11 protein-coding genes are annotated in these 12095 nt (G+C 71.8%); 7 read left to right on the top strand and 4 right to left on the bottom strand.

Going from position 1 to position 12095, the window contains the following annotated elements:
* Positions 1-94 precede the first annotated feature (94 nt).
* Positions 95-1909, bottom strand: a complete 1815-nt coding sequence (locus HUG12_RS01275; protein ID WP_179267040.1) for a formate/nitrite transporter family protein — start codon at positions 1907-1909, stop codon at positions 95-97.
* 178 nt (positions 1910-2087) lie between these two features.
* On the opposite strand from HUG12_RS01275, the gene HUG12_RS01280 reads away from it, so the two are divergent.
* From HUG12_RS01280 to HUG12_RS01295, 4 genes are all read left to right on the top strand, one after another.
* Positions 2088-3119 (top strand): glutathione S-transferase family protein, encoded by a 1032-nt coding sequence (locus HUG12_RS01280; RefSeq protein WP_246308119.1) that lies wholly within the window; start codon positions 2088-2090, stop codon positions 3117-3119.
* A 96-nt stretch (positions 3120-3215) separates the two neighbouring features.
* Positions 3216-4367, top strand: a complete 1152-nt coding sequence (locus HUG12_RS01285) for a pyridoxal phosphate-dependent aminotransferase (protein ID WP_179267041.1) — start codon at positions 3216-3218, stop codon at positions 4365-4367.
* A 436-nt stretch (positions 4368-4803) separates the two neighbouring features.
* Positions 4804-5397 carry a cupin domain-containing protein gene (locus HUG12_RS01290; protein WP_179267042.1) on the top strand — a complete coding sequence of 198 codons (594 nt, stop codon included), beginning with the start codon at positions 4804-4806 and terminating at the stop codon, positions 5395-5397.
* Positions 5398-5789: 392 nt separating this feature from the next.
* Positions 5790-6938 carry a molybdopterin-dependent oxidoreductase gene (locus tag HUG12_RS01295; protein WP_179267043.1) on the top strand — a complete coding sequence of 383 codons (1149 nt, stop codon included), beginning with the start codon at positions 5790-5792 and terminating at the stop codon, positions 6936-6938.
* Here HUG12_RS01295 and HUG12_RS01300 read toward each other — a convergent pair.
* The 3 genes from HUG12_RS01300 to HUG12_RS01310 all read right to left on the bottom strand — a co-directional run bounded on the left by HUG12_RS01300 (position 6935) and on the right by HUG12_RS01310 (position 9689).
* Entirely contained in the window at positions 6935-7405 is a 471-nt protein-coding gene (locus HUG12_RS01300) for an NUDIX domain-containing protein (protein WP_179267044.1), read from the bottom strand. The two genes, HUG12_RS01295 and HUG12_RS01300, sit on opposite strands and share 4 nt — an antisense overlap.
* A 500-nt stretch (positions 7406-7905) precedes the next feature.
* Entirely contained in the window at positions 7906-8733 is an 828-nt protein-coding gene (locus tag HUG12_RS01305) for a 4-phosphopantoate--beta-alanine ligase (RefSeq protein WP_179267045.1), read from the bottom strand.
* Positions 8734-8789: 56 nt separating this feature from the next.
* Positions 8790-9689, bottom strand: coding sequence for a pantoate kinase (locus HUG12_RS01310; protein WP_179267046.1), 900 nt, complete (start codon positions 9687-9689; stop codon positions 8790-8792).
* Between the two features lie 110 nt (positions 9690-9799).
* Here HUG12_RS01310 and HUG12_RS01315 point away from each other — a divergent pair, with 110 nt between their 5' ends.
* The 3 genes from HUG12_RS01315 to HUG12_RS01325 all read left to right on the top strand — a co-directional run bounded on the left by HUG12_RS01315 (position 9800) and on the right by HUG12_RS01325 (position 12071).
* Positions 9800-10015 (top strand): DUF1328 family protein, encoded by a 216-nt coding sequence (locus tag HUG12_RS01315; RefSeq protein ID WP_179267047.1) that lies wholly within the window; start codon positions 9800-9802, stop codon positions 10013-10015.
* A gap of 94 nt (positions 10016-10109) precedes the next feature.
* Complete coding sequence (locus HUG12_RS01320; protein ID WP_179267048.1) at positions 10110-10610, top strand: cupin domain-containing protein; 501 nt, start codon at positions 10110-10112, stop codon at positions 10608-10610.
* 162 nt (positions 10611-10772) lie between these two features.
* Positions 10773-12071, top strand: a complete 1299-nt coding sequence (locus HUG12_RS01325) for a cation:proton antiporter domain-containing protein (RefSeq protein WP_179267049.1) — start codon at positions 10773-10775, stop codon at positions 12069-12071.
* Positions 12072-12095 lie beyond the last annotated feature (24 nt).

Consider the following 12095-nt stretch of genomic DNA (forward strand, 5'->3'; position numbering starts at 1 on the left):
ATATCGGAAATATGTTCCGAGAGCGCGGGTCCACGGTCGGGTCCACGGGCCGAGTCCACGGGCGCGGCGCGATCGGCGGAACCGGCCGCCCGCGTTACCACGGGGGCAGCAGACGCTCCACGAGTCCGCGCCCCGACGGACGCTCGGCCAGCAGGACCGAGCAGTCCACCTCGCCGATGACGTCGCAGTGGAGCGACTCGTGGACGAGCCGGGAGAGGAGCCCGCGTTCGGACGCTCCCATCAACAGCAGGGTGTGGCCGGCCGTCTCGCGGGCGATGGCCCCCTCCACGTCCCCGGAGCCGTCGACCACGAGCGCGGAGTCCTCCAGGCCGTGCTCGGCGGCCCACTCCGCGAGGAACCGCTCGCCCGCGTCGACCTCGTCCGGGTCGTCGACGACGTGCAGGAGCGTGACCTCGGCGCCCACGGCGTCCCGGAGCGCGACGGCGACCTCCGCACTGAGGTCCGAGTGGTTGCTGCCGTTGGTGGGCAGCAGGATCCGGGAGGCGTCCAGTCCCTGGTCGCCGAAGACGAGCAGGTCGCAGGGGAGCTTTCCGGCGAGCTCCTCGAGCGGGTTGTCGTGCTGTGCGGCGCCCCACAGCTGGTCGGCGCCCCACCCGAGCAACACGAGGTCAGTGTCCGTGCGCTCCGCGATCCGGAACACGGACTCGAACGAGCGGTGTGAGACGACCGTCGAGGTCTCGCAGGCGACGCCGTACCCGCTCACGTTCTCCCGGACGTCGGCCAGTAGCCGTTCGGACTCGTCGACGATGCGCTGGCTCTGCCGGGTGCCGTACCCGTGTGAGGCGCGTTCGGGCACCTGCACGATGTGGACGACGTGGATCGTGGCGTCCTCCGTCCTGCTCGCGAGCCAGGCGGCGAGCTGGACGACCCGCGACTCCGTTCGCGGGTTCGCGATGGGCACCAGCACCCGGTACCCGCCGTCCGAGCCCGCCGTCCCCTCGCCGGTGTCGACCAGCGGAACGTACGACCGGCCGGCCAGCCCGCCGAGCAGCCACTCCCGGACGGAGAGCTGGCGCGCCGCCCCCTCGAACCGGGCCGACGCGAGGCGGTGTTCGGTCGTCTGGAAGTAGTTGACGACGGTGACGAGGACGACCCCGCCGATGGTGTTGCCGAGCAGGACCGGTAGGACGAACTCGACGAACCCGACGAGGATGGCGAGATCGCCGCGAAGGACCAGGTACACCATCTCGGTGATGGAGACGACCGAGTGGAACAGCCCGCCGAGCGGGATGGCGAGGAAGGCGAGGTAGACGACCACGAGCCGGGAGATGGTGTCCTGGGCCGCGTACTCGACCCAGACGACCCCGGCCACGATCAGCCCGGCGAAAGCCCCTCTGGAGAACAGCACCCACCATCCGGTGTCGACCCCGTGCTGTCCCACCTCCGCCGCGACCGTCGCCGCCTCGGGCGTGAGCACCCCGCCGAAGACGAGCGCGGTCGCCCCGAGGGCGCCGCCGGTCGCGTTCCCGGCCAGCACCACCGTCCAGTTGCGCAGCAGGGCCGGGACGCTGGCGAGCCGTTCGAGGGTGATCGCGACGGGTGGGAGCGTGTTCTCGGTGTACAGCTGGTAGCCGCCGATGATGATGTAGATGAACCCGAGCGGGTACAGCATGGCGCTCACCACCGGATTCCCGTCCGTCGTCGCCGACATCGAGACGTACAGCATGAACGTGATGGTGATCGCGAAGCCGCCCGCGAGCCCGCTGAAGAACAGCTCACGGCTGCCCGAGGTGATCTCCTCGTCGGCCGCCGCGATGATGCGCTGGAACACCTCGTCCGAGGAGAAGCGATCGCGGACGACCCGGCCGGCGGCGGGCGCGCCGCTCCGCGACCGTTCGACCGCCTCCCGGACCGCCTCCTCGTTCTCGGACCGATCGGGGTCGACCATCAGCGGGACCGACTCACCACGCGGACAAAACGTTTGGTTCGGTCGGCGGGTGCTTCCCCGCCGTTCCCGAACCCGGTTCCGGCGCCCACACCCGCGGGAGACGGCGACGGGTCGACGGGGCGAGCGCGGGAGCGACGCGGCTTTTTGTCCGTGGAGTCCCTACGTCCGGGACCCACCAATGAGCGACGCCACGAACATGCTCGTCGACGGGGAGTGGCGCACCGACGTCCGGCGCGACACGGGCGAGTCCGGCGAGTTCGAGCGGAGCGAGACGAGCTTCCGGAACTGGATCGACGGCGCGGTCCCCGAGGCGGGCGCCGACCCGGTCGAGAGCCCCGAGTTCCCGCCCGAGCCGGGGCGCTACCACGTGTACATCAACCGCGCGTGTCCGTGGGCCCACCGCGTCGCCATGACGCGCGCCCTGAAGGGCCTCGAGGACGTCGTCTCCCTCTCGCTGACTCGACCCGAACGCCACGACGACGGCTGGGAGTTCTCCGAGGAGCAGCTGGATCCGCTGTACGGGGAGGACTACCTCCGGGACGTCTACACGAGGGCCGACCCGGAGTACACTGGCCGCGTGACGGTTCCGGTGCTCTGGGACGCGGAGCGCGAGACCGTCGTGAACAACGAGAGCGAGGAGATCATGCGGATGCTCGACACCGCCCTCCACGACCTCGGCAACGGCGTGGACCTCTACCCCGAGACCCATCGCGAGCGGGTGGACGACCTCATCGCGGACGTCTACCCGCGGATCAACGACGGGGTGTACCGCGCCGGCTTCGCCGGGACCCAGGAGGCGTACGACGAGGCGGTCGACGAACTGTTCGAGGCGCTCGACGAGTACGAGGAGCACCTGAAGACCCGGCGCTACCTCGCGGGCGACGTGCTCACAGAGGCCGACGTCGCCATGTTCGCCACGCTGGTCCGCTTCGACCACGTCTACCACACGCACTTCCGGTGTAACCGCCGGGCGATCCACGAGTACCCGAACCTCTGGGGGTACGTGCGGGACCTCTACCGGACGCCGGGCGTGGCGGGGACCGTGAACCTGGATCACATCACGCGCCACTACTACAAGTCACACGGGAGCCTGAACCCGAAACGCATCGTTCCGACCGGGCCCGACGTCGACTTCTCGGCGCCCCACGACCGCGACGGCAAGCCCGGCGGGCCGCCGGCGGAACTGGTCGAGGACGCCGCCGCCGACTGACCGGCGAGGCGGAGCCGCTCGCGTTCACGGCCAACGGTCGCCGCCATCGTTCGCCGCCGAGGCTAGCGTTATACCGCTCCGCCCGAACCACGAGCCATGCCATCGCCCACCGCCCGCGTCCGCGCCTGCGACCGCTCCCGCATCCGCGTGATGTTCGACCTGGCCGACGAGGCCGAGCGCGCGGGGCGGGACCCCGTCCGACTGGAGGTCGGCGAACCCGACCTCGACACCCCCGAACACGTCATCGAGGCCGCCGTCGCCGCCCTCCGCGGCGGGGAGACCCACTACACCTCGAACGCGGGGCTCCCGGAACTCCGGGCGGCCATCGCGGACGCCCTCGACGCGGAGTACGGCGTCCGACAGGAGCCCGACGAGGTGGTCGTCACGACGGGCGGGATGGAGGCGCTCCACCTCGCCGTGCTGGCGACCGTCGGGCAGGGCGAGGAGCTGTTGATACCCACCCCGGCGTGGCCCAACTACTGGACGCAGGCCCGGCTGGCCGACGCGACGCCGGTCGAGGTCCCGATGCCCGCGCCCGAGTACGACCTCGACGCCGAGCGCGTCGTCGACCGGATGGGTCCCGACACCGCCGCAGTCGTGCTCTGCTCGCCCTCGAACCCGACCGGCCGGGTGGCCGACCCCGACGAGGTGCGGGCGGTCGTCGACGCGGCGGCCGAGCACGACGCGTACGTCCTCGCGGACGAGGTGTACGGCGCGCTCACCTACGACAGCGACCCGGAGGGGATCGCGTCGATGGCGGGCAACCCCGAGCACGTGCTCACGGTCGGCTCCTGCTCGAAGGCGTTCGCGATGACCGGCTGGCGGGTCGGCTGGCTCGCGGGCGCCGCCGACGTGGTGGACGAGGCGACGAAGGTTCGCGAGTCGACGACCTGCTGTGCGCCGACGATGGCCCAGCACGCCGCGCTCGCGGCGCTCACGGGTCCCCGCGACCCGGTCGACCGCATGTACGAGGCGTTCCGCGAGCGGCGCGACTACGTCGCCGACCGCCTCGCGGACATGGACGGCGTCACCGCGCCGCGCCCCGAGGGGGCGTTCTACGCGTTCCTCGACCCGGAGACCGACGAGGCGAGCCTCCCGCTAGCGAAGCGCCTGCTGGAGGAGGGCGACGTGGTGCTCGCGCCCGGCGACGGCTTCGGCGAGGCCGGCAGGGGACAGCTCCGGCTCTCGTTCGCGAACTCGCTGGAACGGCTGGAACTCGGGCTGGATCGGATCGAGGCGACGATTTAGGCGCGTGCTATCGGGTTGGAGAAGCGCTCGAAAGTCGGTGAGTCGTCGTACCGGGGAGAGATGCTGCGGGTCCCGCGTTCGGAGTCGTCCTGAAACGACTGCTAGCTACGGGTCAAGCGGATGCCGAAGCGGCAATCATCCTCCCCGGAAGCCGTCGAAAACGGCGTGTCGAACGCGGAGAGGTACTTTGGAACCGCTCACGGCTGGCCATGGAGAACGCAGCAGACGACTACTGAGGAGGGTCACGTCCCGCGTGTGAGTGGTAGTGACGGGGCAGGCGAAACGGCGATCCACGAGGGGGAGATCTCTCTTTGCAGCGGATGAGCGGTTCGCAGCGTCTGCACGGAAGCCACTCCCTGCAGTCGTGCCACTCGATGGCTATCTTACTTTTAAGCCAGTAGCTGAATCCGCGGCTGCGAAACCGGAGAGTGGAAACATGACGACACCAACGAAGGACCGGGAGGAGGAATCAGCGGATCGAACGAGCGACGACTGGCCCGGCGTCGGGCGGCGCCCGCTGCTGACCGCGCTCAGTGCTGGCGCCGCTCTCTCCGTGGGCAGTGGCGTCGCAACTGCCGGCGGCGACGAGGCCGACGACGACCGGGTCGACCAGGCGGAGGGCTTCGAGGCCGAAGTGGTCGCGCCCCATGCGACCTTCCCCGACGACGTGGCTGCGGCGTTCGGCGTCGGCTACGAGGACGGCGCCGAAGACTCGGCAATCCTTCACGATGCGTCGACCGTCATCGTCGTCAGGGCACGGCTTGAGCCTGGAGGGACGAGTGGCTGGCACATCGAGCGGGGACCCGCCATCGTCAGCGTCGTCGAAGGTGAAGCCGACGTCACCTTCGCCGGGGAAGACGGGTGTGTCACCCGCACCTATGCGGCGGGCGAGGCGTTCGTCGCTACCGGGAACCACGCCGACCTCGTGGAGAACGCGAGCGACGCCGAGCCGGCGATGGCCTACATCATCGTCCTCGGCGTGCCCGACGGCGAGCCGCCGTCGGCCTCCGTCGACCCGCCGGACTGCTGAGAACCCGGCCGCGACGCGCCGTGACGGAGCGGAGATCCGCCCCCGAGCCGGGGTGGGTCTCCGTGACGACGCACGGAGCGGTGCGAGAACCCGCACAGCAACCGTCCAACTGGTTCAGTGGGCCGGGCTGGCGCCGGGTTTCGTGTTCACGACAGTCGGATGCCACGTGAGGTTCACGACGAGCACGTGCCGCGTATTCGGCACGGCTCGATGAACGCTACGGGAAAACGAGGGACCTTCGGCGGTCAATTCGCAGTCCTACCGAGCGTTCGGGCGTACTCGCTCTCGACGGCGGCCGAACGCCGAACCGGACTTCTACCCCTCGTCGACACGGGCCGATCCTCCGCGGTCGCCACCGCGGAACTATGTCCGTCCGGTTCCTTCCCTCCTCCATGTCCGGGGGCGTTTCCGACCGCCTCGCGTCCGCGTCCCGTCGGCTGGAGCCGCCGCCGCGCGTCGTGGACTGGCTGCTCGCGGCGACCGTCGCGTTCCAGGTCGTCTCGGGGCTGTACTCGTTCACCGTCGGCTCGCCGGGCGGCGAGTGGGTGTTCTGGCTCCACTCCGCCGTCGGGCTGACGCTCGTCGGCCTGCTCGTGTACAAACTGCGGCGGGTCAGGCGGCGGGTGACGACCCCGTCGGCCTGGGACGGCGCGACCCCCTTCTCGGTGCTCCAGGCGGCCGTCGCCGTCGCCGCGCTGGCGACGGGGGTCTTCTGGGTCGTGGGCGGCAACGTCCCCGTCCTGGGCTGGACGACGCTGAACCTCCACGTCGGACTCGGCCTCGTGCTCGTCCCGCTCGTTCTGGTCCACCTCGGCGCGCGCTACCACTCGCCCCGCCGGGTCGACCCGGACCGGCGGGCCGCGCTCCGGACCGGCGCGCTGCTCGTCGGCGGCGCGCTGGCCTGGCAGGCGAGCGCGGCGGCCGACCGCCTGCTCGGCGGCGCGACGCGGCGCTTCACCGGGTCGAAGCCGACGGGGGACCTCGCGGACGCGGAGACCGAGGGTGGCGCCTTCCCCGTCACCTCCTGGGTCGCGGACGATCCGGACCCGGTGGACCGCGGGTCCTGGACGCTCCGGGTCGGAGGGCTGGTCGAGGCGCCGCTGGAACTCGGCTACGACGAGGTGGACCCGGGGGCGACCGACGCAGACGGCGACGGGGGCGAACCGGCGGCCGCCGGCGGCGCGGCGGAACTCGAGGCCCTGCTCGACTGCACCAGCGGCTGGTACACCGTCCAGGAGTGGGGCGGCGTCCGCGTCGGCGACCTGCTGCACTCCGCCGGCGCTTCCGAGGGGGCGCGCTACGTCCGGTTCGTCTCGGTGACGGGCTACCGCTGGTCGATCCCGATCGAGGAGGCCCGTGACGTCCTGCTGGCGACCCGGGTCGGGGGCCGGCGACTGAGCCACGGCCACGGCGCGCCGGCGCGGCTGGTCGCGCCCGGCCGGCGGGGCTTCCAGTGGGTGAAGTGGGTCGAACGGGTGGAGGTGCGGCGGCGCGCCGACCCGGCACAGTGGATCGTGACCCTGATCTCGTGGCTCGACTAGTCGGCCACCGAGACGAGGTGGCCGGTTCCGCCGTCGCCGAACAGGTCGGCCACGCACCGGGGATAGAACGGTTCGGGCGAGTCCACCAGGTCGTCGAGCGAGCGCCAGGCGGCCCCGTACTCGAACGACCCGTCGTCCTCGACGCCGTGGAAGGCGTCGCGGTCGTACGGCGACGCGTCGGCGAATCGGGCCTCCCTGACGACCGCGAGGTCGTGGCCCGCCTCGCCGTCCCAGCGGTAGAGGTTCTCCACCGTCCCGAGGACCGGCCCCGCCTCGACCGCGACGTCGAGTTCCTCCCGGAACTCCCGTTCGAGCGCCTCGTCGCTGGTCTCGCCGAACTCGATGCCGCCGCCGACGAACCGGCGGGCGGTGCCCGGTTCGGCCGGGGTCGGGAGGGTCTGGACGAGGTACTCGTCGGTGTCGGGGCGGCGGAGGGCGCCGAGGACGGTCGCTCTGACCGAGGACATGGACCGGAGGGACCCGCGAGTTCCGTAAATCGGTGTCGGTTCCCCGTCGTAACGCGGTCGAGCCTGGCACGCTCGGGGGCGTTTTCGGGGTTACGTCGAGGGATCAGCCGACCGGCGCGTGGGACGCGAGCGCCCTCGTGGCGCGAGCACGACGCGCGCGAGGGACGAGCACCACAGCGGAGTGAGCGAAGCGAACGAAGCGAGGAGCGCAGGAGGCTGGGGAGGGTGAGGAGCGGTCGGGTGGGACTGAAAGGGACCGCGGGGCTCGGGGAAGGCGCGGACCGACAAGCACCGCAACGACTGAGCGAAGCGAAGGAGCGAGGAGCGCAGCGGCCGCACCGACCCGAGCCCCGCGGGGGCTTTCGGGAACAGCTCCACGACGACCGAACCAACGTCGAAGCAGACAGCTGCGAAGGTTATCGGGCACTCCGCACGACAACCGGCTCTACTGCCAAAAGCAGCCGACCGTTTTCCCACAAACGACGACGCGACAGCGCCCCCTACGTTCCCCCCTTCCCGTCGCGCTTCCCCAAATCGCCCTCCCGGATCGCCCGCTCCGCGTCCCGAAGCGCGGCCTCGCGGTCGAACTCCTCGACGACCCGCTCCAGTCCCTCACGCGGAGCATCCCGAAGCTCTCGGGCGTGCTCGGCCACGTTCGGCACCGCGCGAACGATGTTGTCGATCACCGGGACGGCGGCCATTCGCGGCGAGCGCGACATCGGGTTCAGGTCGATCACGATCTCCGTCTTGCCGAGTTCCCCGAGCGCCTCCGCGCGATCGCCGTCCTCCAGGGGAACGAGCACCACGTCCGCGGCGCCGATGCCGTCGGCGTCGACCTTCGCCCGCTCGTGGCTCAGGCCCGGGATGCGGCCGTCCGCCGCGAGCCCCTTCACCTCGTCGGCGCCGTGCTCGCGGAGGTGCTCCGCGATCGCCTCCATCCGCTCCTCGGTGCGGTTGAACAGGTTCACCTCGAGGTCGGCGCCCGTCGCGTCCGCGAGGCTGACGATCCCCCCGGGGACGAGCGCGGCGACGTTGCCGTTCACCGAGAGGACGGGGTGGTCGGCGAGCAGGAGGTGGGCGGCGGCGGCGCGGGCGGCCGCGTCGGCGCTCGGGAGTGTCTCCTCGCCGAGGAGGTAGTCGAACGCCTCGCCGCGACCCTCCGCGATCAGCCCCTGGGTCGAGGTGATCCCCTTCTCGACCCCCTCCTCGATGCGGTGGCGCGTCAGCAGCGACTGGTAGCGCGGGTGGTCCCGCGGGAGCTCCGACTCGTGAGCGACCTCGGGCGGGGCGCTCGCCGTCCCCTCGCCGGTCGTCTCGTCCTCGGTCATACCCGCCGCTCGGGACCGCGGCGTGAAAACTCACTCCGTTTCGGTCGGGTGCGGACTCACTCCGTTTCGACCGGGCGCAACGACGCCCCGGTCGGGTGGACCGCACAGGCCGTCGCGTCGTAGCCCGCGTCCGAGAGCCCGGTGCCGAGCGCGAACGCGGTCCGGCCGAGCATCGCCATCGAGGCCGGCGACCCCTCGGCCTCCGCGGCCTCGATCGCCTCCGCGACTTCGGGCACCAGCAGCCCCGCGTCGTCGGCGAACTCGCGGGCCGCCGCGAGCAGTTCGGGGAGCGACGGGGTCCGCCGGAGCCGCGTCAGCGCCGCCTCGCCCGCCGCCCGCACCGGATCGAGATCGCCGCCCAGCACCTCGGCGGTCGAGAGCTCCCCGAACGTGACGTACTCCACGCGCGGGCGGGCCGGCAGGCCGTCGAACGCGCCGTGGCCCGGCGCGCCGGGTTCGAGCCGGATCGGCAGGCCGCCGCGGAACTGCGCGACGACGTCGCCGAGCCCCGTTCCGGCCGCGACCTCCGCGGCGTGGGCGACCCGGACCAGTTCGTTCTCCGAGCGCGCGAGGTCGAACGCGTCGTTCGCGGCGAGCGCGGTCCCCAGCGCGGCCCCGCCCGAGACGCCGAACCCGGCGCCCACGGGGAGGTCGGTCCGGATCTCGACGGCCGCGACGCGCGCGTCCGCGTCGCCGTCCGCGCCCGTCCCGGTGCCCCCGACGTGGGGTGCGAGCGCGTCCAGCACCCCCTCCACGGCGGCCACCTCGACCGCCTCGCCGTCGAGCAGGACCGTAGGGTCGTCGGCCCCGGCGGCCGGACGGACCGTCACCTCGACGCCGTCCGAGAGCGTCACTCCCGCCCCCCGGGAGCCCGCGACGGCGGGGTCGTCGTCGGGGTACGGGGCGAAGAACGCCGTCACGTGGCCGGGCGCGAACGCGGTCGCCTCGTCGGTCATCGTTCCCGAATCGGCCGGCCGGTAGGTATCGGTTGTGGAACCGGCGCGAGCCGGAGTACTTCAATATACTGGCAGAGGTTTACAATGGAAGAGGTCGAAAAGTGGGGTGCATGTCAGCAACAACTGCCGCGCTGTCGGCCGTCACAGTTGCAGCCACGCCGTTGCAGGCCGGGGGGGACCTGCTCTGGCTCGCAATCGTGTTCTTCGTGCTCGCGCTGCTCGCGGGGGTGGCCGGCTTCGGCGGCGTCGCCGGCATGAGCATGGAGATCGCGCGCATCCTCGTGTTCGTGTTCATCGTGCTGGCGATCATCACGTTCCTGTTATAGGCGGCCGGTCCGCCTCGCGGTCCCGGCGCCCGTCGAGGGGCGTCGGGGGCGGTCCGACCGGCGGGTATTTGACCGCCCCCGACGCCACTCGACCATGGAACGTGTCGCGGTAGCCGACGTGGAAAACGGCGTCCAGCCGGCCGCGGTGCGGAAGCGGCTCACCGACGCGCTCGGCTGTTCGGACCTCGCGATCAACTACTACGAACTCGCGCCGGGCGACTCCTTCGCGTTCGCCTACCACCGCCACGACGCCCAGGAGGAGGTGTTCGTCGTGCTCGCGGGGACGGCGACGTTCGAAACGGAGGAGGGGGACGTCATCGTCGGGCCGGACGAGGCGGTCCGCTTCGCCCCCGGGGAGTTCCAGCGCGGGTGGAACCGGGGGGACGAACGGGTCCGCGCGCTCGCGCTCGGCGCCCCGCTCGCGTACGAGGGCGGCGAGACGCTCGCGGACTGCCCCGGGTGTGAGGAGCGGACGCGCCACGACGTCGTCGCCCCGGACGACGAGGAGGGGGCGCGGGCGGTCGTCTGTAACGCCTGCGGGGAGGAGACCCAGCGCTGGCGGCGCGGCGAGCACGGCGAGAACGGGTGGGTGTAACGGCCGACCGGATGGACCGCTCCAACGTGTCGGCTCCGACGAGCTGACGACGGACGGTCGGGGCCGAGGCGCTTGCAGTCGCAAGGCGGAATCCGAAGCGAACGCCGCCCTGTCGTGCGGAACCGCGAAAGCACCTATGTGGCTCCCGGCCGATTCGTCGACATGGTCGAACTCGCGGTCGTCGTGCTCACTCTCCTCGGCGTCGTCTTCCTCGGTGCGGCGCTGCTCCCCGAACGGCTTGAGGGAGCCCCCGCCACGCCGGCGATGCTGTACGTCCTCTTCGGGGCCGCCGTCTTCTCGCTCCCGCTCGGCCTGCCGGCGCCCGACCCGGTCACCTACGGGACCGCGACCGAGCACCTCGCGGAGTTCGTCGTCATCGTCGCGCTGATGGGGGCGGGGCTGAAGCTCGACCGGCCGTTCTCGGTGCGAGGGTGGTCGGTGACCTGGCGCCTGCTCGCGGTGACGATGCCGCTGACCATCGCGGCCGCCGCGCTCCTCGGCTGGTGGGCCGTCGGGCTGGCGCCCGCCGCGGCGCTCCTGCTGGGCGCCGTCGTCGCCCCGACCGACCCCGTGCTGGCCTCGGACGTGCAGGTGGACCGGCCGGACGTCGGGGAGTACAGCCCCGAGGAGGCCGACGACCAGGAGGTCCGGTTCGCGCTCACCTCCGAGGCGGGGCTCAACGACGGGTTGGCGTTCCCGTTCACGTACCTGGCCATCGCCGTCGCGACCGTCGGACTGGCGCCCGAAAACTGGCTCCGCGAGTGGCTCCTCGTCGACGTCGGCTACCGCATCGTCGTCGGCTGCGTGGCCGGCTACGTCGTCGGGTTCGCGCTCGGGAAGTTGCTGTTCCGGCACTCGCCGACGTCCCGCATCGGGAAGGCCGTCGAGGGGACGGAGGCGTTGGCGTGCACGCTGCTCGCGTACGGCGTCGCGGAGCTGATCGGCGGCTACGGCTTCCTCTCCGTGTTCGTCGCGGCGCTGCTCATCCGCGACGTCGAGCGGGGTCACGAGTACAACCGGGCGCTTCACGACTTCTCCGAGGTGCTCGAACGGCTCTCGCTGGCGCTGGTGCTGATGCTCCTGGGCGGGGCGGTCGCGACCGGCCTGCTCGCTCCGCTCACCGCGGAGGCCGCGCTCGTCGCGCTCGCGCTGGTGTTTCTCGTCCGGCCGCTCGCCGGGGCGGCCGGGGTGGTCGGGCTGCCGCGGTCGGCCGGCGAACGGGGCGTCGTCTCCTTCTTCGGCATCCGCGGGGTCGGCTCCATCTTCTATCTCGCCTACGGCCTGGAGTCGGCCGAGTTCCCGGACGCGCGGCTCGTCTGGGCCGTCGTTGGGCTGGTGGTCCTCGTCTCGGTGTTCGTCCACGGGGCGAGCTCGCCGCTGGCGATGAAGTGGTTCGTCGGCGACGAGGGGGAGGAAGATGAGGAAGCGGAGGGAACGAGTAGCGCGACGGGCGCGGAGTAGGGGGGACTACGGGGCGGGAGAGGG

The organism is Halorarum salinum (assembly GCF_013402875.1).
Taxonomy (GTDB): Archaea; Halobacteriota; Halobacteria; order Halobacteriales; family Haloferacaceae; genus Halorarum; species Halorarum salinum.